Below are 25,640 nucleotides of genomic sequence, written 5' to 3'. Positions count from 1 at the left end.
CCCGGGGTCAGCATTAGTTCGTCAAGACAACCCTGAAGGGGTTGATTGTGTCCTCGCCGATTTTCAGCAGTGTCCCATTTCGAAGGATGCTTCGGAAAGCCTGCCTGATAGGGAATTATCCTCTTTGGCGGGTCCCACAATCAACCCCATTCGGGGTTGTGTCTTTTATGGGCGCCTGTTCCCCGGGTTGCACCCGGGGCTATTCACAGTAAAGCCCTGCGGGCTTCCCATCGCGCGACCAATTACCATTTTTGCACATCGTCAAAGGCGGCAGGCGCCTCCCCCGCTCTTCTTCATAAAAAAAGCCGGGAACCACGTCCCGGCTTTTATATTTTGAAATATAATTTCTATTAAACCTGCTCCACCGTCTTCTTCATCTTAGCCTTCTTTGTCAGGGAGATCAGCAGGGCGGGCAGGAATACCAGGTTGGTGATGGTGGCCGTTACCAGCGTCAGCGAGGTGAGCCATCCCAGGGCCTGGGTGCCGCCAAAGCCGCTGAAGCAAAAGATCACGAAGCCTGCTACCAGCACAATGGAGGTATAAATAATACTCAGGCCGGTAGAGTGGATGGTTTTGATGACCATGCCGGCAGGGTCCTGTGCCGCCTTCTTGCTGTCCTGCTTGTAGTTGACCAGGAAGCGGATGGTGATGTCGATGGCGATCCCCAGGGCCACGCTGAACACCAGCACGGTAGAGGGTTTCAGCGGCACACCGGCCCAGCCCATCACACCGGCGGTGATCACCAGCGGGATGATATTGGGGATCAGCGAACACAACAGGATGCGCAGGGAGCGGAACAGGTACAGCATACACAGGGCGATCAGCAGGAAGGCCCAGAAGATGCTTTCCCGCAGGCCGTTGATGATAAAGCGGGTGCCTTCCAGGAAGGTTACGCTGGTGCCGGTAAGCTGTACATTGTATTTGTCCTTGTCGAAGAGGGCGTCGGCCCGTTGCTGGATGCTGTCGAGCACAAAGGGGAGGCGGGCGCTGCCGATGTCCTGCATGTTTACGCTGATGCGGGCTTGCTGGCGGTTGCTGTCCATGAACGTGGCCACCAGCTTGGTGAACGAGTTGGTGCTGCCTGCGGCGGTACCGGAGGCACCGGGGCGCATGTTCAGGTACTGGGCCAGGGCCGGCAGGTCGTATTCGGCCGGCATGGAGTAGTTGGTGCTGTCGCCTTCAAAGAAGGCCTGCTTGGCAAATTTCAACCCCTCGGTAAGGCTCAGCGGCTTGCCGATATAGGGCTGCGCTTCCAGGAACTGCGCCAGCGAGTCGATGCGCTGCAGGTTGCCCAGGTTGCGGGTAACGCCGTACTTCTTTTTGGTATCCACTAAAATCTCCAGCGGCATCACCCCTTCGAAGTTCTTTTCAAAAAATTTCAGGTCGGTGTAGATCTTGTCGGTCCTGGGCAGGTCGTCGACGATATAGCCCACGCTCTTCAGCTGGAAAATGCCGGCCAGGGCCACTACCAGCACGGCGGCGGTAACCACGTAGATGGCCTTGCGGTGGTTCAGGGCCCAGCGCTCCAGGCGGGCCAGCCAGCGCTGCAGGCGGGGATTGTGCAGGTATTTTACGTGGCGGGGCTTGGGCGCCGGCAGCATGCTCAGCACCGCCGGGATCAGGACCAGCGAAATAAAGAACAGCATCATGATGTTGATGCCCGCCACCACGCCGAATTCCTTCAGCACGGCGCTTTCCGTCAGGCCGAACACGGCGAAGCCGATAGCGGCGGCAATGTTGCAGAACAGGGTCACCACGCCCATCTTGGCGATCATCTGTACGATCGCCTCACGCTTGTCGCCCGTTTCGTTATAGGCCGTATGGTATTTGTTCAAAAAGTAAATGCAGTTGGGAATGCCGATCACCACCACCAGCGGCGAGATGAGGGCGGTGAGCAGGGTGATCTTATAGCCCATTAGTTCGACGGTGCCGAAGCTCCAGATCACGCCGATGATCACCACCGCCAGCGACAGCAGGGTAGCGCTGACCGAGCGGAAGAACAGCAGCAGGATCACCGCCGACAGCAGGATGGACATGCCGGTAAACCACCGGGCTTCATTGGAGACGCGGGTGGCCATTACGGTCCGGATCAGCGGAAGGCCGCTCAGGTGCAGGTTCAGCTGGTGTTTGGCGCCGAAGGCGTCGGTCAGGCGGGTAATGTCATTGACCACGCCGGTCCTTTTGGCCGAGTTCAGTATTTCGCGGTTGATGCGGACGCCCATCAGCCAGGCGCCGCTCTGCGGGTTGTAGAGCAGGCCCCGGTAAAAGGGCAGGTTCAGGAATGTGGCCTTGCCGCTATCGATCTGGGCCTGTGACAGCGGACCTTTGGGAAAAATGGGGACGGCCTGCAGCTTTTCGGTCTCGTAATTCTTTGTGAGGTTGATGGCGGCGGGCATGGCCAGCACGTCGTCCACGCCGGGCAGCTGTTTCAGGTCGTGGTGCAGCTGGGTGTAGGCGTTGAACAGGTCCTGCCGGAAAATATCCTTGGTTTGCACGCCGATGACCAGCAGGTTGCCGTCCTCGCCGAACTTTTTCCGGAACTCCTGGTAGGCCAGGTATTTGGGGTTGTCGCGGGGGATAGCGCCGGCGAACTCATAGCTTAACTTTACCTGGCTGGCCTTCCAGCCCATGAAGGCGGTTGCCACCAGCAGCAGGGCCAGCAACCATACGCGATACCGCAAAACACTTTTACCTAAGGTCTTCCACATTGAGCATCCATTTGGCGCAAAGAAAAGAAGAATAACTAATAAGTTCCAGAGTTCCAAAGTTCCAGCGTTCCAAAGTTTTTTCGGGTTCGGCCGTTGGGGAGAAACTACAAAAGTCTTCAAGACTTTTGTAGTTTGGCCCTCCTCCAGTCGGCTTCCTCCCGGAATTATGCCAACTCTGGAACTTTGGAACTCTGGAACTTGTACTAAATTGCCTCATGCTTCACAAAACAAAAGGCATCGTGCTGCGGACGGTAAAGTTTGGCGAGACCAGTTTGGTCGTGACCGCCTTTACCGAGTTGTTCGGCTTGCAGTCGTACCTGGTCAATGGCGTGCGGGTAGCCTCCAAGCACGGGGTGGCCCGGGCGGCTTTTTTCCAGCCGGGCTCCCAGCTGGACCTGGTGGTGTATAAGAACGAGTTCAAGAACCTGCAGCGGATCAAGGAGTACAAATGGGCGCACCTCTATGGGGACCTGCTGTCGGATGTGCGCAAAAACGCCGTGGCCCTTTTTATCGTGGAGCTGCTGTACAAGTGCCTGAAGGAGCCGGAAACCAATTCCGAGCTCTATTATTTCCTGGAAGCGTCCCTGGTGCAGCTCGATGAGGCCTCTACTGGCGTTACCGCCAACTTTCCCTTGTATTTTGCCCTGCACCTGGCGATATTCTTTGGCTTTCGCATTTCGGACGAGTATACGCCCGACAAACCTTTCCTGGACCTCCAGGAAGGCATTTTTACCCCCGACCGGCCAGCGCATCCTTTTTACCTGCAGGATGTGGCGGCGGAAGTGACGGCGCTGATCCTGCAGATGCGGCAGCCGGGGGAGCTGGAAGGCCTTTCGCTGAATCAGGAGTTCCGCCGCCTGCTTTTGAACGGTTATGAAAACTACTATGCCCTGCACATCCCCGACTTCGGTTCCCTGAAGACCCTGCCGGTTTTACGCGACATGATGAGTTGATTTTCAAAGCCTTTTGTATATAAATATAGCCCAGGAAAAAATAGTTGTTTAACGAACTATTTTGGGGTTCCGGCTATAAAAATGGCGGCTTGACCGGAGGTATGCCGTTAATATTACGTATAATCGATTGTTTTATACTTTAATTAACGCCTGGTACCCCATTTACCTGAGAAGTGAAGGTGAAAACTATTGTCATGAAACGAAACTTCCTGCATCCTGCCCCGTATCGGAAGAGACTGCTTATCTTGTCTGTAGAACTCCCCTTGTTTTCTTTCCCGGGAGGGTGCCTGCCTAATCAATTGTAATTGCTAAACAAACATATATGAGGAAATTGCTTAGTTTAACGCTGGGAGTGGCTTTGCTCTGCAACCAGGCCCTGGCACAGAACCGTACGGTTTCCGGTACGGTGACCGACAGCAAGGGCAACCCGCTGCCCAACGTGTCGGTGCTGGTGAAGGGTGCGAAAGTGGGAACTACCACCGGTCCGGACGGCCGCTACACAATCGCGCTTCCGGCCAATGCCCGGGTGCTGGTATTTTCCAGCATCGACATGAAGGCCAACGAAGTGCAGGTGGACGACCAATCTACTATAAATACTGCGCTGCAGCCCAATGAAAAAAACCTGCAGGAAGTGGTGGTGACCGCCCTGGGCATCACCAAGGACAAACGTTCGCTGGGCTATACTACCCACAACCTGAAAGGCGAGGACCTGGCCGATAAAGGCGAGGTAAACCTGGTGAATGTGCTGCAGGGTAAGGTAGCCGGCCTGGACATTACCGGCGCCAGCGGCGCTGCCGGCGCTTCCGCCAACATCAACATCCGCGGTATCCAGTCGTTTACCGGCAACAACCAGCCCCTGTTTGTGGTGGATGGCGTTCCCATCAGCAACGACGTGGACCGTACCGGCAACACGCTGATGGACGCCCAGCCGGCCAACCGGGCCCTGGACCTCAACCTCAACGATATTGAATCCGTGAACGTACTGAAGGGACCTGCCGCCGCCGCCCTGTATGGCTTGCGGGCCGCTTCCGGTGCCATCATGATCACTACTAAAAAAGGCACGGCCGGCAAAGGCAAAGCGAGAGTAACCGTGGCTTCTTCCTACTCGCAGCAGCAGGTAAGCGGGTTGCCCGAGTTCCAGAATGAGTACGGTGGCGGCTCCAACGGCCTGTACGATTCTACCAGCACGTTCTCCTGGGGTCCCAAATTCGGTTCTACGCCCACGTTGAGCAATGGCCTCATCCTGTCCAACGGCCAGACCGTGAATTTTAAGGCCTACCCCGACAACATTGCCAGCTTTTTCGAAACCGGCTCTACCTTCGATAACAGCGTGAACGTGAACGGCGGCGATGCCAAACAGAACTACAACCTGTCGGTGGCCAATACCAATACCAAAGGTATTCTGCCCAACTCCAAGCTCAATCGTACCAACGTGGGCTTCAAGTTCAATACCCCGCTGACCGAGAAGCTGTCCTTTGGCGGATCGGTAAACTACATTGTTTCCCAGCAAAACGGCATCACCCAGGGCAACGGCGCTACCAGTGCTATGTTCCAGCTGTTTTCCGTTCCCCGTAGCCTGGACCTGGAATATTACAAGAACAATTACAAAAAGGCCAACGGCACCAACAACTGGCCCCTGAGCACTACCCGCGACAACCCGTATTTTGCCGCCTATGAAAACCCGGTGACCAGCAACCTGAACCGGACCATGGGCAACGTGAAGCTGGATTACAACGTGCTGAGCTGGCTGAACGTGGCGTACCGCCTCGGCATGGACGCCTATACCGACCGCCGGAAGAAAGTGTCGGCCGTAGGTTCTTTTGCCACCACCAACGGCGAAGGCCGGGTGCTGGAGGATAACTTTTTCAGAAGCGAGCTGAACGGCGACCTGCTGATCACCGCCAAGAAAGACAATATCTTCATCAAAGGCCTGAATGCCAACGTGCTGCTGGGTCAGAACATCAACGACCGCAAATACCAGAACACCTACGTGCAGGGCGACAGCCTGAGCATCCCCGGCTTTTACAATGTGGCCAACGCCGCCCGCTTCAGCTCTTCCGGCGAAACCACTACCCGGCAACGGCTGCTGGGATATTACGGGCAAATGTCGCTGGCATACAACAACTACCTGTTCCTGGAACTGACCGGCAGGGTAGACCAGACCTCTACGCTTCCGAAAGGCAACAACACCTTCTTCTATCCCGCAGCGGCGGCCTCCTTCGTGTTCACCGATGCGGTGAAGAATGTCAACTGGGGTGTGCTGAGCTATGGAAAGATCAAGGCCAACGTAGCCCGGGTAGGTAAGGACGCTGCTCCCTACAAGCTGGAAAGCGTTTATGAAGTGGCCGCTTTCGGCAACAACGTGGCCCAGCTGCTGTTTCCTTTCGGCACCACGCCGGGCAGAAGCCTCGAAACCCGTATCGGCAACAAGGGGCTGACCCCGGAGTTTACCACTTCGTACGAAGCCGGCTTTAATATCGGCTTCCTGAGAAACCGGATCAACCTGGACGCCACCTATTTCTATACCTCCAGCACCGACCAGATCGTGGACGTGGGCATCCCGGCATCTACCGGCTTTATGTCCCTGACCAGCAACGTGGGTGAAATGACCAACAAGGGCGTGGAACTGCTGCTGAATGCCACCCCCGTTTCGGGCAAGAACTTTACCTGGGACGTTACCGCCAACTTTACCCGCATCCGCAACAAAGTGGAATCCATCGGCAACGGCATTACGTCCTTCTTCATCCCCGGCAACCGCTTTACCGGCGCCGTTCCCACCATTTACGAAGGGCAACCTTACGGCGTGATCGTGGGCAACAAGTTTCAGCGCAGCCCCGACGGGCAGATCCTGATCAACGGCCAGACCGGTACGCCTTTCGGCACCATTGCCGGCCAGATCATTGCCGATCCCAACCGCGACTTCCAGGCAGGCCTGACCAACAGCCTGAAGTACAAAAAGGTAAGCCTGTCCTTCCTGGTCGACTACAAGCAGGGCGGCGACATCATGTCGTGGGGTATCACCTCCTTCCGCGCCCTGGGCGCTCTGAAGGAAACCGCGGTGGACAGGGAACTGCCCCGCGTATTTCCCGGTGTGATCCAGACATCCGACGGCAAGTATATTCCCAACAACATCCAGATCCCGGCGCAAACCTACTGGAACTCCATGGGCTCCGCTACCGGTGCCGCCGAGCTGGGTATTTTCGACGCCACCACCCTGCGTTTGCGTGAAGTGTCCGTAGGGGTCGACATCCCGGGCAGCTTCCATAAAACCAAGGTGTTCTCCAATGCCCGCCTGGTGGTATACGGAAGGAACCTGCTGTATTATGCACCCAATGCCCCCTTCGATCCCGAAGTGAACACCCAGGGTGCCGGCAACCAGAGAGGCCTGGAGCTGCAAAGTACGCCTGCTGCCCGCAGCTACGGCGCGAGCTTACGTCTTACGTTATAATTTAAAATCAACTACTCCAAATGAAGAAACTCTTATTATATAGTTTGTGTGCGCTTTCTTTAAGCTCCTGCCAAAAATACCTGGACGTTAACGATAACCCCAATAACCCCACGGAGGTTCCCGCCCGCCTGCTGCTGCCCACTACCACCCTGGCAAACGCCTGGGCCAACGGCAATGCCCTGGGAAGGGCCGCCTCCATCCTGGTGCAGTACAACGCCGGGCTGGCCGGGGATCCCGACAACTTCGACGCCTATAAGCTGGAGGGCTCCTTTTCCAACCAGTGGAACTCGGAAATTTATACCGTATCGGTCACCAACCTGCGCACCATTATCCAACAGTCGCAGGCAAGCGATCCCGCCTATGCCGGGGTAGCCAAGCTGCAGCTGGCCTATATCTTTTCCATTGCCACCGACCTGTTTGGCGATGTGCCGTACTCCCAGGCAGGATACGGACTGGAGATCCTGCAGCCGCGTTACGACAAGCAGCGCGACATTTACTTAGGCAACGAGGCCCAGGGCATCCAAAGCCTGTTCAACCTGGTGCGGGAAGGCATCGCCGACCTGGACAAGCCCAGCGTGTTCAAGCCGAACGCCAACGACGACCTGGCCTATGCCGGCGACTTGGCCAAATGGAAAAAAATGGGCAATACCATGCTGCTGAAGCTGGCCATGCAGGTAAGCAATGTAGCGCCCGATACCACCCGGTCCGTGATCAACAGCGTGATTGCCGGCAACAACTACATCAACAACAACTCCCTGGATTACCAGGTGGCGTTCAAAGCAAGCTCCAACAACCAGAACCCGATGTATGCTTTCGACTACGCCAACCGTCCCGACGAGGAGATGCTGAGCTCGCGCTTCCTGAACCTCATGAAAGGACTGAACGACACCTTGCGCCTGGCGAAGTATTATACGAAGCCGGCCACCGGTTTCCGCGGCTACAACAACGGCGACAACGTTACGGCGCCGGCAGCGGCCACCCGGTCGCGCTACGGCACCTACGTGGTGGGCGAGAAAGGCGAAGCCCCCGTGCGCATGCTGACCAACTTCCAGACGGCCTTTATCCTGGCCGAATCGGCAGTGGTCTTTGGCACCCCCGGCAATGCCGACTCCCTGTATAAAGCAGGTATCCGCGCTTCCATGAGCAAGGTCGGCCTGACTACCGGGGCGATCGACACCTTTTTCACCAACAATCCTACCGTGGTTACCCTGTCCGGCACTGCCGAACAGAAAAGGGAGCAGATCCTGACCCAGAAGTACATTGCCTGGGTGGGCAACGGCATCGAGGCCTATAACGATTACCGCAGAACGGGTTATCCCCGGCTGTCCTTATCGCTGAACGTAACCGGCGACGATCCCACCACGCTGCCCAAGCGCTTCCCGTATGACGAAGGTGAAGCCCTGAAAAATCCCCATCAACCCAACCCCCGTCCCCGCACCAACGAGAAAGTGTGGTGGGGCCTTTAATAAAATCTGATAAATGAAACCTATGCGTTTGAAAAATAATTTCTTCATCGCCCTTTTGCTGGGCGTGCTGGCGCTCAGTTCATGTGAAAAGGAAGGCTTCGGTCCCCTGAGCGACAGCCCGGCTGCCATACCGGTTACCGTAAGCAATGTATTTGATTACCGTCCCCGGCCTACGGTGCAGGCGTCCAAAGCCGCAAACCTCATCAAGATCGACCTGGAGATCCCTGCTACCAGCGGGCGTACCATCAAGGAGATCACCCGGGTGGCCGCGGCGGCCGGCGGCAATTTCGCCCCCATCCGCGACAGCGCCACGGTGAAGAGCACGGGCCTGTATTCCCTGACGCCGATTGCCGGCAACGGAACGAAGGTGAGCTTTTCCACCACGTTTACCGACTACAAAGCCAAAGTGGCGGCAACCGCCGATCCTGCTTCCAATGCTTTGCTGGCCCGCGATTTTTACTTCCGGCTGACGCTGGACAACGGCGACATCATCTATCCCGAATCCGTACGGGTATGGGTCGTTGATTAAGAAAACTTCCCTTCATTAAAAAAGCCAGGCTCTGCTACAGATGCCTGGCTTTTTTATAAGAAAACCTGTCAGGTGTCAACCGAACTCGTAAACTTATTTGAGGATCTCCTCCGCATGTTCCTTTGTGTTCGGCCGTTTGAATACCTTTTGGATGGTGCCTTCCTCGTCGATGACGAAGGTGGTCCGCAGCAGGCCGATGGTGACCTTGCCGTAGGAATTCTTTTCGCCCCAGACGCCGTACTGCTCAATGATCTGGCGCTCGGGGTCGGCCAGCAGCGGGAAGGGCAGCTGGTATTTTTCACGGAACGCCTGGTGGCTGCCCGCATCGTCGGGGCTGACGCCCAGGATCTCGAAGCCCTGTGCCTTCAGGGTTGAAAAATTATCCCGCAGGTTGCAGGCCTGGGCGGTGCATCCCGGCGTATCGTCCTTGGGATAGAAATAAAGCACCACTTTCTTTCCCTTGAAATCCTTTAACGAAACCTCGTTGCCGTTCTGGTCCTTGCCGGAAAATTCCGGCGCTTGATCGCCGGCTTTTAATTCTGTTGCCATATTTATAGTTTGTTATTTATTGTTTCCAATTAACGAATGAACCAATATCCCAATCCCTATCTCCGCACGGTCCAGCTCTTCGTGGTCACATTGCCCGCTTCGTCTTCGATGGTCACCTTCAGTTCGTGGGTGCCGGCGGGGAAGTGTTCGTCGAAGCGGTAGATCCAGGAGCGGCCCTTGTCGTTGCTGCACAGCAGCCACTGGCCGTCGATCTCGGCCCGGAAGCTTTTGATGGTGTGGAAGTTGTCGGTGGGCGTGAACACCAGCCGCGTTGCCCGGCTCAGGTCGGGCAGGGGCGCGTTGACCGAAGGCGGCTGGTTGTCGATGAAGGCCTGGAAGGTGCCGAACTGCCGGAACTTCGCCGCCAGCCAGGGACCCTGCCACTGGGCTTTCTCCACCACCGTGCGGCTGCCCGACGTGCTTTTGATCACCACCCGGTTGCGGTCCTCGCCGCTGATGTCGACGGAGGGCAGCAGGCGCACCCGCACCGAATCGTGCGTCGGGATGGAGGCGCCGATAAAGGTATGCAGGGGCGATACGGCTCCCGGCGCGGGCAGCTCCTTCAGGTTGTAGGTGACGTTCACCGTATCGTAAACGGTGTATTCGGAGGTGGACAGCTCGAAGCGTTCGGTTTCGAAGACGTTCACCTGCCGCGGCACCAGCTGGTACAGGGCCGTGTTCTCGTAGGGGCGGGCGAGGGCCGGGGCGTACTGCAGCGTGAATTCGATGGTGGACACGTTGCCCGCCGCGTCCTTGACGGCTACGCGCACCTGGTGCGGCTCCTCGTCGGGCAGGTCGATGATGCCGTAGGGGGTGTTTTCAAGATATACCTCGCTGGTGTCGCCGGGCATGGGGCAGAGGTGCTGCACCGTGGCGCCGCCGGCCGTTTTCAGGCGGTAGTCCACCTGGGCGTTGATGTAGCGGGTTTCTTTATACGAGATGCGGTCCAGGAAGAATTCCGACTGCAGCCGGTTGTCGAGCCAGGTGCTGGCCGCATAAATGCCGTTGGGGTTGGCCGAGTTGGTAAAGCGGTCGGTGGCGCTGATGGCAAAGCTCACGCGGCGCGCACCGGTCCGGACCACCGTGGCCGGTGTGTAGGAGGCGCCCGTCTTGCGCAGGGCGAAGAGCTGGGGCGACTGCAGGTAGGTACTGCGGCCGCGGTCGTACAGCGCCAGGCGGGTAACGGTGGGCGGTACGGCGTCGGGTATGGGAAAGCCAAACAGCAGGGGGTTGAGGCACTTCTGGGTGGCGGTTTCCCGGATCTCGAAATGCACGTGCGGTCCCTGCGAAGCGCCGGTGCTGCCGCTCAGGGCAATATAATCGCCCTGTTTTACCGTAAACAGGCCGGCGGGAATGTCGATGTCGGCTTCCCAGCGCTGCAGCTTGTATTGCTGGGCCCTTACGTATTCGGCCAGCATGGGGGCAAAGGCATTGAGGTGGGCGTAGAGGGTGGTGAGGCCGTTGGGGTGGTTGATGTAGATGGCCTGGCCGAAGCCGCCCGGCTCGATGGACACCTTGGCGATGTAGCCGTCGGCGGCGGCATAGACCGGCAGGTTGACGCGCTGCTGGGTGCGGATATCCAGTCCCATGTGCCAGTGGTTGTTGCGGATCTCGCCAAAATTGGCCACCAGCTCCATCGGAATATTTAAGGGGTGGCGGAAATAGTTTTGCGGATAGTTCTGTGTATATTTATCTGACTGGGCCGCGCAAAAAATACGGCTGACGGCCAGGCAGGCCAAAAACAAGGTTCTTTTCCGGTTCATGTATCGTTAAGGGTTTCGTGCTGGGATGCTGCAAAATACGGGAACAAACAGGAAACCCTTTTTCCGCTGCCGTGTTTTTAAGAAAGTTATGGCAGCCCTTGTTTGCGGTATGATATTTTATTGAGGTTAAGTAGTGATAACCAGTTAAAACTATTCATTCACCCATAAAATCAAAGTTATGATGACCCGAAACAAAACAGGTATGGGACTGAGCAGCCTTCTTTTGGCCGGAGCCGCTGCCTTCGCCTATTACAAATACTCCAAAATGAGCGACGAGCAAAAAGACAAGATGCTCGGCGACCTGAAGGAAAAAGGCAAGAAGTTCTACGACGAAAAAGTGCCTAGCAGCCTCAAGAACATGTTCCACAAAAAAGCACCGGCCATGAATGGCTATACCCATTCCCAGGCATAGGTATTTTTTGTAATAATAAAAAGGAGGCACCAACGGTCGCCTCCTTTTTATTTCTTTATATATAAGTAATTTTTACAACGGGTTCCTCCCTTCCGCCCTCCTTCAAGCCCTGTACTTCGTGCCCGGCGGCCGTTTTTTTTCATTCCTTAAAAAACCTTTCACATATGGAGCCTTATTTTACACTACTTTTGCACCCCGGACAAAAAGACGTCCGGGTTTTTTGTGTAAGAACGCGAATGAAGGGTTGAAGATGTTCCTACAGCTGTGAAGCGCCTCGCCCTGAGTGAGCTCCCTCTTATCCGAAAGGCCGGATATTAAAAATTTTCTTCTGAAAAAATATGCCAAAGGATCCTTCAATTAAATCAGTACTTATTATTGGTTCAGGACCAATAGTTATCGGTCAGGCCTGCGAGTTTGACTATTCCGGAACCCAAGCTGCCCGAAGCTTGCGCGAAGAGGGCATCGAGGTCATCCTCATTAACAGCAACCCCGCCACCATCATGACGGACCCCATGATGGCCGACAAGGTGTACCTGCTGCCCTTGACCGTGGAAAGCATTGAACAGATTCTCGAAGAAAATAATATCGATGCCGTGCTGCCCACCATGGGCGGACAAACCGCCCTCAACCTGGCCAAGGAAGCCGAGGACCTGGGCGTTTGGGAGCGGCACAACGTACGCCTGATCGGTGTGGACATCAAAGCCATCGACAAGGCGGAAGACCGCGAGCTGTTCCGCCAGTGGATGATCCGCCTGGGTGTGCCCGTAGCTCCTGCCAAAACCGCCAACTCCTTCCTCGAAGGAAAAGAGTTTGCCCAGGAGATCGGCTTTCCCCTGGTGATCCGTCCCTCCTTTACCCTGGGCGGTACCGGCGGCGGCTTTGTTCACGGCAAGGACGACCTGGACGAGGCCCTCACCCGCGGCCTGCAGGCTTCTCCCATCCACGAAGTGCTGGTGGAAAAGGCCGTGCTGGGCTGGAAAGAGTTTGAGCTGGAACTGCTGCGCGATGCCAACGACAACGTCGTGATCATCTGTACCGTGGAGAACTTCGACCCCATGGGCGTGCATACCGGCGACTCCATTACCGTGGCCCCGGCCATGACCCTGAGCGATAGCGCCTTCCAGCTGATGCGCAACACCGCCATCATGATCATGCGTGACCTGGGCAACTTCGCCGGCGGCTGTAACGTGCAGTTCTCGCTGAACCCCGCCACCGAAGAGATCATCGCCATCGAAATCAACCCCCGCGTAAGCCGCTCCTCGGCCCTGGCGTCCAAGGCAACCGGTTACCCCATTGCCAAGATCGCCGCCAAGCTGGCCATCGGCTACTCGCTGGACGAACTGGAAAACCAGATCACCAAAACCACTTCGGCTTACTTCGAGCCCGCCCTGGACTACGTGATCGTAAAGATCCCCCGCTGGAACTTCGATAAATTCAAGGGCGCCGACGACACCCTGGGCCTGCAGATGAAGAGCGTAGGCGAGGTGATGAGCATCGGCCGCAGCTTTACCGAAGCCATCCAGAAAGCCTGCCAGAGCCTGGAAAACAACGCCATCGGCCTGGGCTACTACGGCAAAAGCCAGATGCACGCCGAAGAGCTGATCGAATACATCAAGGTTCCGAAATGGGACCGCATCTTCCGCATCAAGGACGCCCTGATGCTGGGTGTCAGCGTCAATACCATTGCCAAGGCTACCGGTATCGACCGCTGGTTCATCTACGAAATTCAAAAGATCTGCAACATCGAGAACCGCATCGCCAAGTACAAGCTGGCCACCCTGCCCGCCGACCTGCTGCGCGACGCCAAGATCCACGGCTTCAGCGACGAGCAGATCTGCCGCATCATGAACGACGGCACCGAAGACGAGCTGTACGAAAAAAGAAAGGCCGCCGGCATCACCCGCGTCTACAAGATGGTGGATACCTGCAGCGCCGAGTTCGAGGCGAAAACTCCTTATTTCTACTCTACGTTTGAGGAAGGCCATGCCAACGAAAGCAAGGTGACCGATAAAAAGAAGGTGATCGTGCTGGGCAGCGGCCCCAACCGCATCGGCCAGGGCATCGAGTTCGACTACTGCTGCGTGCACGGCCTGCTGGCCATCAAAGAGGCCGGCTACGAAGCCATCATGGTCAACTGCAACCCCGAAACCGTTTCCACCGACTTCGACATCGCCGATAAGCTGTACTTCGAGCCGGTATACTGGGAGCACCTGTGGGAGATTGTAGAACACGAAAAACCCGAAGGCGTGATCGTGCAGCTGGGCGGTCAAACGGCCCTGAAGCTGGCCGAGCGCCTGCACAATAAAGGCGTACGCATCCTGGGTACCTCCTACGACAGCATGGACATTGCCGAGGACCGCGGCCGCTTCAGCGACATGCTGAAAGAGCTGAACATCCCGTACCCCGACTACGGCACCGCCTACACCGTGGACGAAGCGGTAGAAGTAGCCAACCGCGTGGGTTATCCCGTGCTGGTGCGCCCGAGCTACGTGCTGGGTGGCCAACGCATGCGGATCGTAATCAACGACGAGGAAGTGGAAAAAGCGGTGGTAAGCCTGCTGAAACACATCCCCGGCAACAAGATCCTGATCGACCACTTCCTGGATCGCTGCCAGGAGGCCGAGATCGACGCCATCTTCGACGGCGAAGATTTCCATGTAATGGGCGTGATGGAGCACATCGAGCCTGCCGGTATCCACAGCGGCGACAGCAACGCGGTACTGCCGGCCTTCAACCTGGCCCCCCTGGTGGTAACCACCATGGAGTACTATGCCGAGAAGATCGCCCGTGCCCTGAACATCAAAGGCCTGATCAACATCCAGTTCGCCATCAAGGACGGCAAGGTGTACGTGATCGAAGCCAACCCCCGCGCTTCGCGTACCACCCCGTTCATCGCCAAGGCTTACGGTATCCCGTACCTGAACGTGGCCACCAAGGTGATGCTCGAAGCCAACAAGCTGAAAGACTTCTCCTTCGAGAAGAAGCTCAATGGCTTTGCCATCAAGGAGCCGGTATTCAGCTTCAACAAGTTCCCGGGTGTGAACAAGGAGTTAGGCCCCGAAATGAAGTCCACCGGTGAGGCCATCCGCTTCATCAAGGACCTTCGCGATCCTTACTTCCGCCAGCTGTATAAAGACCGCAGCATGTACCTGAGCAAATAGGCCTCACCCCCGGCCCCTCTCCACATGGAGAGGGGTGCCCTAACCAGAAAGATTTCCTACGGGTAGGGGAGGAGTAGAGCTTAACTATAATAGAAAAGCCTTTTCCAATTTGGAAAAGGCTTTTCTGTTTTTAGGCTGTTTATTGTCTTAAACCAGTAGGAAATGACTGTAGTTTGGGCACCCCTCTCCATGTGGAGAGGGGCCGGGGGTGAGGCTGCCTAGGCCAGTCCCGTCATGCGGGCATAGGTCACCAGGGCCGTGGTATCGGTGCAGTTGGTCTTTTGCAGCAGGTTGCGCCGGTGGGTATCAGCCGTATGGGGACTGATATTCAGCAGGGCGGCCAGCTCCTTGCTGTCCCGGCCCTGGCTTAAATAGAAAAGCACCCGCTTTTCCTGTTCCGATAACGGCTTTGCCTGCGCCGGCTTCCGGTGCTCGAAATCGTATTTCCATACCCGCGGCTGGCCGGGACCGGTAATCACCAGGTCGGCCGACTGTTCCTTCTTCAGGTGGGTAACGTCGTGCAGGTAGACCAGCAGCAGCAGGGGACGGCCGGCCGCGTCGGTTTCCACTACCATGGACTGCTGCAGCAGTTGCGCATAGGCATGCTCCCCCGTCCGGTACAGGAAGTTCACGCTGATCAGGGTTTGTTTCAGGTGGGCGGGGCTTTGCAGGCAGTGCCGGATGCCGGCCTGCTGCAGGGTCTGGGCGGCCTCGAGGTGCAGCGGGTGCACCCTGCTTTCCGAAAAAGCCGCCCAGGCCGGCGCCTTGGTGCGGTTGCCGACAAAAATAGAATGACCGTAAAGGGCGTCCCACAGATACAAGGCATCATGCTGGTGGCCCGACACCTGGTTCAAAAGCGTGGCATGGCTGATCCACTTTTGCTGGTAGGGGTGTTCCCAGGAGGCAAGAGGTGTTTCCACAGCGGCAGGGTCCTGGCGGTAGTGCCAGAGAAAGCTGGTAAACATGCAGTTAGGCGTTTCGGTTAAAAATAGGTCTCGTAAATATACGTATAGGAATTTATATTCCCGCGTAAAATTACGTACCTACGTAAAATCCCTTTCCTTCCAAAAAATACTCAATTTGAGTATTGCTGCAGAGTTTGGGCCGGGATACATTTGTCATCGTGTTCGGCTTGCCGCAGTTACCGATTGCCATATGGTCTCCTGTTCTGCCGGTACAATCACGTCTTCCTCCATTATCCTGACCTAAAGCCAGCGTACCCGTTGCCCCTACAAACCCGGATGACACGGCAGCAATGCTGTTCGAAATAAAAAAACCAACTCAATTTAAACGTTACTTATGGGAAAATTTTACTCTTGTCTGGTACTGGCAGTGCTTCTTGCTTCCAGTTTTGTTGCGGATGCAAAAATTCTCCGTGTAGGGTACAATGGTGCGGCACTGGCAGGTGTGGATTATTCCAGTATCGATAATGCCAATAATGCGGCCAATGCCGGCGATACGATCCAGATCTACGGCTACCAGGGCGGTTCCATCAGCAAACAGCTCGTGGTCCAGGGCTTTGGTTATAATTTCGACGTTCACCCGGGCCTGCAGGTGATCGGCACCGATGCGCCCAGCGACGGATACATTTATTTCCAGGCCGGTTCCGAAAACTCCATCCTCGAAGGCTGCAACATGGACGCATATATCTATACTTCCAATATTACCGTACGCAGGTGCTTCGGCAATGTCACCCTGTACAATGACCAGCGGGTGATCAACAATGTTAAAGTCATCAGCAGCGTGATCACCGGTGGCGGTATGGCGTATAACGGTTACAACCCCGTCACCAACTTCCAGGCGTACAACTGTATCCTTCAGTACGGCATCGGTTTTTATTTACCCGAAAGCAGCGGCGCTTTCGTCAACTGCGTATCGGGCAGCCCCAATATTTACGGCGCCAGTCCCTTAAGCCTCAACAACGCAGCCTTCCTGGTAAAAAACTGCATCCTCGGGTACCACAATACCGGCAATATCAACACGGTTTACGACAACAACTACTTCATGCAGGCGGCTCCCAATCCCCTGCCCCAGGGCAGCAACAACCGTTGGGGCGTGTCCTTCTCCGACCTTTTCAAACGCCTGGACGGTACCAGCGATAACCCCAGCTGGTATGGCTACGGCGAATTCGATGAAAATTACTTCCTGCTGAGTGCTACTTCCCCGGCGCTGAATGGCGGCTTCGATGGCAGCAACAACCCCACCGACTGCGGCATCTTTGGCGGCGAAGCAGCCTACCGCTACAAGATCAGCGGCGTTCCGCCGGTGCCTGCCGTGTACAAACTGACGGCCCCGGGTTCTTCCGCCAGCTCCAACCCTTATAACATTACCATAAGCGTTCGCAGCAATAATTAATAATTAACGCCCTAAGGTGCCGGCGAATGCGATGGGCTGCCGGCAACGGCAGTAAAGGCGCTTCACCGGCGAACCCTGCCAGGTGCGGCTGCACCTGAAACGGGAGCAGGCAGGGAAACGGTGTTTCCGGAAACCTGCCTGCCCTTTCCCCTTACTAAACAAATGGACGTCTTTGCCGGCAGTGCCTGCCGGGAAGATGCGGCTCAATTTGCTTTATCCAAAACTATCGGATGATGAAAACAGCTACTGCCGGCAGTTGCCTGGTAACAGTGAGAAAGATATGTTTCCTGATGTTGGTGCTGATCCTGGGTCTTTCAGCTACAGCTGGGGATCCCGGAAAGAAAGCCGGCCCTGCCGCAGCGGTCCGCAAGGAGCGGGGCGCCGGGCGGTTTGCCGGCGTTACCGGCAACTACATCGACTTCAACGGCAGCAGCCAGCAGGCCGACCTCGGCACCTGGTTCAACTACCAGAATTTTACCCTGGAAATGTGGGTAAGGCCCGGCAGCACGCAGACAGGCTATGCCGATATCATCGACAACAACCACACCGATTCCCGCTCCTGGGTGGTGCAGCAGAATGGCTGGAACACCAACCAGTATGGTTTTGGAAAATCGGGTTTCGGCGGTGTCAGCTTTACTTTGGCGGCCAACACCTGGCAGCACCTGGCGCTGGTAGCCACCCCCACCTACATGGGCGTATACGTGAACGGGGTGCTGGTGGATTCCAAAACCGGCGGTCCCACCAATATTACGTATGACGGTACAGAGTTCCTGCGCCTGGCCAACTGGGGCGGTGGCGGCCGGTTCTGGAATGGCGCCCTGGACGAGGTAAAGATCTACAATACCGCACTGACGGAAGCCCAGGTACAGGCAGGCATGGCCGGAGGCACCTCCACCGGCCTGTTGGCCCGCTACCAGATGAACGAAAGTTCGGGCGCCACCACCCTCAGCGATGCTTCGGGCAACGGGAAGACGGGAACGCTGATCAACGGCCCTGCTTTTCTTCCTTCCGCGCCGCCGGTTACCGGCGGCACCGGCGTTTCGGCCCCCTCCACGATTGAACGGGTAGAATATTTCCTGGACAAGGACCCCGGCTACGGCAATGGTACCGCGGTGGCCGCTACGGCCGGCACCGACCTGTCCAACCTGGTCATTTCCATTGATCCCGCCGCCATCGGTGCCGGTGTGCACCGCCTGTATGCCCGCGCCAAAAATGCAGCGGGCAACTGGAGCTTTACCGAGTCGCTGCTGTTTTACAAACCTTACGGTAACCTGGACGTGCCGCCGCCGCCGGCCGCTGCGGCCAGCATCCAGCGCCTGGAATATTATATCGATGCCGATCCCGGCTACGGCAATGCCACGGCAGTACCCATCACTGCCGGCACCGACCTTTCCAACCTGGTGGTCTCCATCGATCCTGCAGGCCTGGGCTCGGGCGTGCACCGCCTGTATACGCGTGCCCGCAATGCTGCCGGACAGTGGAGCCTGACCAATACACTGCTTTTTTACAAGCCCTACGCAGGCGATGCGGTGCCCCCGCCCGCCCCCGCCCCGGAGATCACCCGGCTGGAGTATTATATCGATACCGACCCCGGCTACGGCAACCCTACCGCCGTGCCCATTACGCCCGGTACGGACCTGTCCGACCTGGTCATTTCCATCGACCCCACCAACCTGGGCCAGGGCGTACACCGGATGCACACCCGTGCCCGTACGGCCGCCGGCCACTGGGGCATGGGCAACACCCTGCTGTTCTACAAGCCGTATACTACCACCAGCGTGCCGCCCCCGGCCGCTGCCGGCAACATCGCACTGCTGGAATACTACATCGATACCGACCCGGGATACGGAAAAGGTACGGCGGTGAGCATTGCCCCCGGCACCGACATCAGTGAGCTGGTCATCCCCCTGACCGTGCGCCGCCTGACCCTGGGCGACCATAAAGTGTATGTACGGGCGAAGGATTCGGCCGGCAGTTGGAGCATGACCAACCAGTGGGCCTTCCGCGTGGATTCGCTGGCACCCCTGGGCGCCGAAATAGGCACCATCAAGGGCAACCTGTGCGCCGGCGGAACTGTAGCCGTTCCCTTTACCGTCAATGCCGCCTTCGGCGCGGGCAACGTCTTCACCGCCCAGCTTTCCAATATCTACGGCTCGTTTGCCAACCCCGTTACCATTGGTACCCTCACCGGTAATAGCTCCGATACCATCCATGCCACCATCCCGGCCGGTACGCCTGCTGGAACCGGCTACCGGATCCGGATCATTTCCACGGAGCCCAACGACACTACCGACTTTAACGATACGCCGCTGACCATCAGCCGGAAGCCCGAGCAGTATTTTACCATCAACGGTAAGAAAGAGCTGTGCCTGGGTACCGAAGTCTATTCCGCCAGCGTTACCGATGCCGGTACCGTTTATACCTGGACGTTGTCCGGTGGCGGTACCATCGATACCACCGGCGCTACCGCAACGGTAAACTGGACCGCGGCAGGACAATATGCCCTGACCCTGCAAACCGCGAACGCTTGCGGGGCCGGCAATTCCCAAACCATCCAGGTGCGGCCCTTCAACAGCCAGCCGGTGGCGACACCGACCATTTCGATGAGCGGAAGGACCCTGTACGCTTCCTCCCCGGCACCCGGCGACAAAGTGCTGGCCTGCCAGTGGCTGAAAAACGGGTCGGCCATCAGCGGCGCTACCAACTACTATTTCACGGCGATGGAAGACGGCACCTATACCGTCCGCTACACCAACCCCTGCGGTGACGGCCCGACGGCCTCGCCGGTGAACGTCATCACCAAACAGGACCAGGTGATCACCTTTACCCCCGTGGCACCCAAGGTGTACGGGAACGACCCCGTACTGTTGTCGGCTACCGTCAATACGTCCCTGCCGGTAACCTATGCCGTCATCGGCGGACCCGGACAGGTGCGCAACGATACCTTATATATAAATGGTGCGGGCACCATAACGGTACGGGCCAGCCAGGCTGGTAATGATTATTACAACCCGGCCACTTCCGATATCACCGTAACCGTGGCCAGGGCTTCCGCAACGGTGGCCCTGGGCAACCTGTCGGTACCGTATAACGGGTCGGGCCGCGTGCCGACCGCCACTACCACGCCTGCCGGCCAGCCGGTAAGCTTTACCTTCAACGGCAGCAGCGCCGCACCGGTCAACGTGGGCGACTACCAGGTGGTGGCCACCATCAGCAGTGGCAACTACAGCGGTACGGTTACCGACAGCTTCCATATATATAAGGCGTCGCAAACCATTTCGCTGACGTCCATCCCGGATAAGCTTTTTGGAAACGCCCCGTTCAAAGTAAAGGTCACGGGAGCTGCCTCTTCGGGCCTGCCCCTTGCCTACAGCCTGGTGACGGCTCCTTCGGGCATTGCCACCCTTGTCGGGGACAGCATCGCCGTATCGGCGGCGGGAACCATCGTGGTACGTGCCTCCCAGGGAGGGAATGGCAATTACCTGGCGGCACCGGACGTGGCCGATACCTTTAACGTGGTGGCCAGCCCGGACCTGGTGGTGAAAAATGTAACCTCCGCCAAGCCCGTAGTGGCCCCGGCTGATTCCGTAAACGTATTCTGGACCATCTCCAATACCGGGTCGGCCGCCTCCGCGACCAACTGGACGGAACGTATTTACATGCAGACCCCCGCCGGCGGCAGCCGCACCCTGCTGCAGCAAAGCGTTTATGCCAACGACAATGCGCTGTCCGTGGGCGCCGACCTGCCCCGCCGTGCCGCGGTAGTGCTGCCGGCGCAACTGAACATCGGCGACGAGGCCGTATTCGTGGTGGAAGTGGTGCCCGGCGCCGGCGTCCAGGAAGTGCCCGGCGGCGCGGCCAACAACACCGCCGTGCAGCAAACCGCCTGGACCATCAGCAGGCAGCTGGCGGTGGAATTGTCTTCGGCCCAGCTCACCGAAGGCACCGGGGCCGTATCGGTCCTGGTGAAACGCAGTGGATCGCTTTCCGCCCCGCTGACCGTCGCCATCAGCCTGGCCAACAGCGGCCACTTCTCCGTCCCGGCCTCCGCGACCATCCCGGCCGGGCAGGCAGGCGTTTCCTTTAACCTTTCCGCTCCCGACAACAGTGCGGTGGAAGGAACCCTCAACGACACTCTGCGCCTGTCCGCCGCCGGCTTTACCGCGGCGAAGGCCCCGCTGTCGCTGCTGGACAACGACAAACCTACGTTAACCATCAGCAACCTGCCGGCCGAAGCGATGGAAGGCTCCTCCGTGACCTTCCGGGTGAGCACCAACCTGTTGCCGGCCCAGCCACTGCAGGTGTTCCTGACCTCCGGCAGCCAGGCCCGCTTCCCGGTACCGGCTTCAGTGACCATCCCGGCCGGCTCCCTGTACACCGATGTGACGGTAGCCCTGGAAGCGGACAATACGCCCGAAGTGGACCTGTCCGTAAACCTGGTAGCAGGGGCGGCCAACCACCATGCCGCCAGTGGCCTGGTGCAGGTGAAAGACGACGACCTGCCCGGCCTGGAGCTGATCGTTCAGACACCGGTGGTGTCCGAGTCGGGTGGCGCCTTTGCCACCCAGGCGACCCTGCGCCGCAAAGCGGGCAGCAACAACACGGCTTTTACGGCTAACCTGTCGGCCGACTGGGCGAACACCCTGCTGCTGCCCACTTCCATTTCGCTGGAGGAAGGCGAGAACGAAAAAACCTTTACCATCGGCGTGGTGGACAACAACCTGGTCGACGGCCAGCGCGACGTATCCATCACCGCGGCCCTGTTCGTAAACTCCTGCGGCTGCAGCGCGCCCCCGGCTTCTTCGGGCTGGGTATCGGCCCCGCTGCGCATCAGCGATAACGACGGCCCCTCCCTGCAGGTAACGGCTGCCCAACTGACCCTGCCCGAAGGCAGCGCCAATGCCGGCTCCATCCGTGTTGCCCGCAACACCGCCACCACCGGGGCCCTGACCGTAAGCCTCACTTCTTCGGATACAACGGAGGCGACCGTTCCGGTTACGGCCGTGATCCCCGCGGGCAAGTCCTTCGTGGACGTGCCGGTGACCACCATCAACGACGGCATTACCGACGGCAACCAGCAGGTGTATTTCCACGCCACTGCCGGCGGCTTCTCCACCGGTTCGCTCTGGCTGATGGTGTCGGACCTGAACAAACCCGACCTGCAACTGCCTTCGGTCACCCTGGGCAAGACCCGTGTGCAGGCCATGAGCATCTTTAATTACGGGTTCTCCGTGAAGAATACCGGCGCCGCTACCGCTCCCACGGGTGTGGTGGTGCGCGGCTACCTGTCGAAGGACGATGTCCTCAGCGATGACGACAGCCTGATCTCGGAAGACGTGCTGGCGACTGCCCTCCCGGCCGGTCAAACCCTGCCGGTGCTGAACGCCGCGAAGGCGCCCAACCTGCCCGGCCAGTACAAGCTGCTGTTCTGGGTGAACCCCGACCTGCTGCTGACCGAGCTGCTGGTGACCAACAATAAATCCACGCCGGTAAGCCTGGAAATCCTTCCGGATTACACGGCTACCGCCAGCGTGGCGGCTCCCTATTACCTGAAGGGTACGCCCGTTCCGGTAACCGGTGCGGCCGTGAAAAGCGACGGCAGTGCCGCCGCCAACGAGAAGGTGGAGGTATATATTATTACCAACGGCCTGCGCCGTACGGTTACGGCAACTACTAATGCCGCCGGCACTTATACGACCCAGTTCATTCCGCTGGCCAACGAAGCCGGTCACTACAGCGTGGGCGCTTCCTTCCCCGGCATCGGCGCCACCGCCGAACAGGATGCCTTCGACCTCCTGGGTGTGCGCATTCACAACGGCCAGGTGCCCCAGTTCCGCGTGGTGTTGGGTGATACCCTGAAAGGAACGCTGAGCGTGCAGAACCTCAGCAGCAGAACCCTGACCCGCTTTACCCTGCAACCGACGGTCCTGCCCAACGGCGCTGTGATCCGGTTCGATACCCTGGCCTCCTTTGCCGGTAATACATCCGTCAACCTGGGTTATAGCGTCCGCGGTACCGCCCTGTCGCCCGGAACGAAATTCGAGGTGGCCCAGCTGGCAGCCGTAGCGACAGAAGGCAGCTTGCAAACGGCTGATGTCTTCTACTTCTGCCAGGCGCCCAACGCCTACGTGGTAGCGGACGTGACCCGCCTGGACGTAGCGGCCTCGCAAAGCAAGGGCGAACGCCAGATGGAATTCCGCCTGGTGAACAAAGGCGTGGGCGCCACCGGCAACCTGTCGGTCAACCTGCCGCAGGCGGCCTGGCTGAAGAGCGTTACCCCCACCGTCCTGCCCTCGCTGGGCAGCGGCGATACGGCCGTGGTGGTAGTGAAATTCCTGGCCCTGGACGAAGTGCCCTTCAACTACCCGATCTCCGGCAACATCGGTATCGGCGTTGCGAACGGCAATTCCTTCAGCATTCCGTTCACTTTTGAAAAGAAAGCCGAAAGCAACGGGGTGGTGAAAGTAGAGGTCACCGACCAGTTTACTTATTATACCGAAGGCAGCCCGAAAGTAGCCGGCGCCCGCGTGCAGGTGAAAAACTACTTCACCGGCGCCCTTTATGCCGACGGCTACACCGATGCCACCGGCCTGTTTGTGGCGGCCGGCATCCCGGAAGGCAAGCACCGCATCCTGGTGGATAAGGAAAAACACGAGTCGTACAGCGGCACGGTGACCATCAACCCGGCCGATACCACCGAGGCTTCGGTGTTCCTGAACTACCAGGCCATTACCTTCAACTGGAACGTGGTGCCCACCGCCATTCAGGATGTGTATGACATTACCCTGACCACCAAGTTCGAGACCCACGTGCCCATGCCGGTGGTGACCATCGAAATGCCGAAGTCCATGCCGCAGCTGTCGGGAAGCGAAACCTATGTCTTCCAGGCCACGCTGACCAACCACGGCCTGATCGCGGCCGAGGACGTGGCCCTGAACCTGCCCCAGAACGATCCCGAATACGAGTTCGTGACCAACTATGTGCCCACGCGCCTGCTGGCCCAGCAAAGCATACAGGTACCGGTGCTGATGCGCCGCCGCATGGCGGTGGCCGCCTCCCTGGTGACCGGCTCCGCTTCTGTAATGGCCGTATCGCAGTTCCTGGGCATCGAGACGCCCCAGGTAAGCGCCCTGACCACCGGCGGCGGCAACTGCCAGGACTTTGCCGGAGTGGTATACTGGTATAAATGTAACCTCACCAGCGGCCTCTGGCAGAAAGGCGGTGTGCTGTTCAGCTATTCCGGCCGTTCCTGTACCGGTGACCCGGGTACCGGGGGTGGCGATCCCATCCTGATCGGTGGCGGCGGTATTGGCGGTGGCGGCGGCTTCCCCGACTGTGCTATTTGCCCCACCATTCCCCAGGGAAGTGGCGGCGCCACTCCGCAGTACGAGACGGAGAAGAAGAGCTGCAAGGAGTGTATCAAAAAACTCATCAAGGTGGTGACCAAGTGCATCGGGCCGAAGAAGCTGGCCTGTGTGGGCGCCATTGTCAACGCCATCTGGGTATGCGCCAATACCGAAACCGCCGATATGCCGATGGCCATGGCGCTTCCGGCAGGCGTTAACGCGCAGTTTATCCAGAATGCTTCTGAAGATGAACTGGGAGCGGTGTTCCAGGAGATCGCTGCTACCCTGCAGATCGCGGTGGACGGTTACGGGGCCCAGGAAAGCCTGGCGAAAGAATACTTCGGCGACGCTATTGCGCAAAGCGAAGCCTTTGCCGACCTGGATTCCCTGGTGCGCCTGTATACCAGCGTGCCCGATTCCATCCAGCCGGCAGCGCAAACTTCCGTGCTGAATGCCATGGCCGGCTACGAGATCCAGCCGTCGGCGATCCAGTCGTTCTTTACCCGCTGGAATACCTCTGTCTATGCCCGCAGCCAGGGTGTGCTGGCACCGAATGCCCAGTACCCGGACATTGTTAATTGGAACCGGGTGGGCCTGCTGATGGATTCCATTGCCCAGGCAACCGCCAGGGCTGTTGCCAAAGGCTTTACATCGGTAGACGACCTGCACGAGCGGACCTACAACCAGCTGGATTCGCTGCTGGGTAAAGAGAAGGATGCCGTGTGCGCTACGGTGAAGGTGCAGTTCAGCCAGCGGCTGACCATGACCCGCGAAGCCTTCGAGGGTACCCTGGAGATCGGTAACGGCCACCCCACCGAAGCCATGGATTCGCTGAGCGTACATATACAGATCACCGATGCCAACGGTGTTCCCTCCAACGGCCTGTTCCAGATCAATACCAAGAGCCTGACCAACCTGGGCGATGTGACCGGTACCGGTATGCTCGCTTC

12 protein-coding genes are annotated in these 25,640 nt (G+C 58.1%); 8 read left to right on the top strand and 4 right to left on the bottom strand.

Annotated features, from left to right (window positions below):
- Nucleotides 1-350: 350 nt before the first annotated feature.
- Nucleotides 351-2,708, bottom strand: a complete 2,358-nt coding sequence (locus tag V9K67_RS24820) for an efflux RND transporter permease subunit (RefSeq protein WP_336727441.1) — start codon at nucleotides 2,706-2,708, stop codon at nucleotides 351-353.
- Nucleotides 2,709-2,923: 215 nt separating this feature from the next.
- On the opposite strand from V9K67_RS24820, the gene recO reads away from it, so the two are divergent.
- The 4 genes from recO (at nucleotide 2,924) to V9K67_RS24800 (ending at nucleotide 9,104) form a co-directional block, all read left to right on the top strand.
- Nucleotides 2,924-3,661, top strand: a complete 738-nt coding sequence (recO, locus tag V9K67_RS24815; RefSeq protein ID WP_336727438.1) for a DNA repair protein RecO — start codon at nucleotides 2,924-2,926, stop codon at nucleotides 3,659-3,661.
- 322 nt (nucleotides 3,662-3,983) lie between these two features.
- Nucleotides 3,984-7,109, top strand: coding sequence for a SusC/RagA family TonB-linked outer membrane protein (locus V9K67_RS24810; RefSeq protein WP_336727435.1), 3,126 nt, complete (start codon nucleotides 3,984-3,986; stop codon nucleotides 7,107-7,109).
- Nucleotides 7,110-7,129: 20 nt separating this feature from the next.
- Complete coding sequence (locus V9K67_RS24805) at nucleotides 7,130-8,575, top strand: SusD/RagB family nutrient-binding outer membrane lipoprotein (RefSeq protein ID WP_336727433.1); 1,446 nt, start codon at nucleotides 7,130-7,132, stop codon at nucleotides 8,573-8,575.
- A gap of 28 nt (nucleotides 8,576-8,603) precedes the next feature.
- The gene (locus tag V9K67_RS24800) at nucleotides 8,604-9,104 is read left to right on the top strand and encodes a hypothetical protein (RefSeq protein ID WP_336727431.1); all 501 of its coding nucleotides are present in this window, start codon (nucleotides 8,604-8,606) and stop codon (nucleotides 9,102-9,104) included.
- Nucleotides 9,105-9,197: 93 nt separating this feature from the next.
- Here V9K67_RS24800 and bcp read toward each other — a convergent pair whose 3' ends face one another.
- Together bcp and V9K67_RS24790 are read right to left on the bottom strand one after the other, a co-directional pair.
- The gene (bcp, locus tag V9K67_RS24795) at nucleotides 9,198-9,653 is read right to left on the bottom strand and encodes a thioredoxin-dependent thiol peroxidase (RefSeq protein WP_336727428.1); all 456 of its coding nucleotides are present in this window, start codon (nucleotides 9,651-9,653) and stop codon (nucleotides 9,198-9,200) included.
- 56 nt (nucleotides 9,654-9,709) lie between these two features.
- Complete coding sequence (locus V9K67_RS24790; RefSeq protein WP_336727426.1) at nucleotides 9,710-11,416, bottom strand: M23 family metallopeptidase; 1,707 nt, start codon at nucleotides 11,414-11,416, stop codon at nucleotides 9,710-9,712.
- Between the two features lie 178 nt (nucleotides 11,417-11,594).
- Here V9K67_RS24790 and V9K67_RS24785 point away from each other — a divergent pair, with 178 nt between their 5' ends.
- Together V9K67_RS24785 and carB are read left to right on the top strand one after the other, a co-directional pair.
- Complete coding sequence (locus V9K67_RS24785; RefSeq protein WP_336727424.1) at nucleotides 11,595-11,828, top strand: hypothetical protein; 234 nt, start codon at nucleotides 11,595-11,597, stop codon at nucleotides 11,826-11,828.
- A gap of 338 nt (nucleotides 11,829-12,166) precedes the next feature.
- Nucleotides 12,167-14,989 (top strand): carbamoyl-phosphate synthase large subunit, encoded by a 2,823-nt coding sequence (carB, locus tag V9K67_RS24780; RefSeq protein ID WP_336727421.1) that lies wholly within the window; start codon nucleotides 12,167-12,169, stop codon nucleotides 14,987-14,989.
- Nucleotides 14,990-15,207: 218 nt separating this feature from the next.
- Here the strand turns inward: carB and V9K67_RS24775 are convergent, their stop codons facing one another.
- On the bottom strand, nucleotides 15,208-15,954 hold the full coding sequence (locus V9K67_RS24775; RefSeq protein ID WP_336727420.1) for a response regulator transcription factor: 747 nt from the start codon (nucleotides 15,952-15,954) through the stop codon (nucleotides 15,208-15,210).
- Nucleotides 15,955-16,288: 334 nt separating this feature from the next.
- Between V9K67_RS24775 and V9K67_RS24770 the strand changes: the two genes are divergently transcribed.
- Together V9K67_RS24770 and V9K67_RS24765 are read left to right on the top strand one after the other, a co-directional pair.
- Nucleotides 16,289-17,344, top strand: a complete 1,056-nt coding sequence (locus V9K67_RS24770) for a hypothetical protein (protein WP_336727419.1) — start codon at nucleotides 16,289-16,291, stop codon at nucleotides 17,342-17,344.
- Nucleotides 17,345-17,577: 233 nt separating this feature from the next.
- Nucleotides 17,578-25,640, top strand: an 8,063-nt coding sequence (locus V9K67_RS24765) for an MBG domain-containing protein (protein WP_336727416.1), incomplete at its 3' end; no start/stop codon positions are given.

This window comes from Huijunlia imazamoxiresistens, from assembly GCF_037132455.1.
GTDB classification, from domain to species: domain Bacteria; phylum Bacteroidota; class Bacteroidia; order Chitinophagales; family Chitinophagaceae; genus Flavisolibacter; species Flavisolibacter imazamoxiresistens.
This window is presented reverse-complemented; position numbering and strand designations above follow the sequence as displayed.

What these genes read in the sequence shown, in the direction of transcription:
- V9K67_RS24820 (WP_336727441.1), bottom strand. Translation starts at nt 2,708, where the DNA reads ATGTGGAAGACCTTAGGTAAAAGTGTTTTGCGGTATCGCGTATGGTTG.
- recO (WP_336727438.1), top strand. Translation starts at nt 2,924, where the DNA reads ATGCTTCACAAAACAAAAGGCATCGTGCTGCGGACGGTAAAGTTTGGC.
- V9K67_RS24810 (WP_336727435.1), top strand. Translation starts at nt 3,984, where the DNA reads ATGAGGAAATTGCTTAGTTTAACGCTGGGAGTGGCTTTGCTCTGCAAC.
- V9K67_RS24805 (WP_336727433.1), top strand. Translation starts at nt 7,130, where the DNA reads ATGAAGAAACTCTTATTATATAGTTTGTGTGCGCTTTCTTTAAGCTCC.
- bcp (WP_336727428.1), bottom strand. Translation starts at nt 9,653, where the DNA reads ATGGCAACAGAATTAAAAGCCGGCGATCAAGCGCCGGAATTTTCCGGC.
- V9K67_RS24790 (WP_336727426.1), bottom strand. Translation starts at nt 11,416, where the DNA reads ATGAACCGGAAAAGAACCTTGTTTTTGGCCTGCCTGGCCGTCAGCCGT.
- V9K67_RS24785 (WP_336727424.1), top strand. Translation starts at nt 11,595, where the DNA reads ATGATGACCCGAAACAAAACAGGTATGGGACTGAGCAGCCTTCTTTTG.
- carB (WP_336727421.1), top strand. Translation starts at nt 12,167, where the DNA reads ATGCCAAAGGATCCTTCAATTAAATCAGTACTTATTATTGGTTCAGGA.
- V9K67_RS24775 (WP_336727420.1), bottom strand. Translation starts at nt 15,954, where the DNA reads ATGTTTACCAGCTTTCTCTGGCACTACCGCCAGGACCCTGCCGCTGTG.
- V9K67_RS24770 (WP_336727419.1), top strand. Translation starts at nt 16,289, where the DNA reads ATGGGAAAATTTTACTCTTGTCTGGTACTGGCAGTGCTTCTTGCTTCC.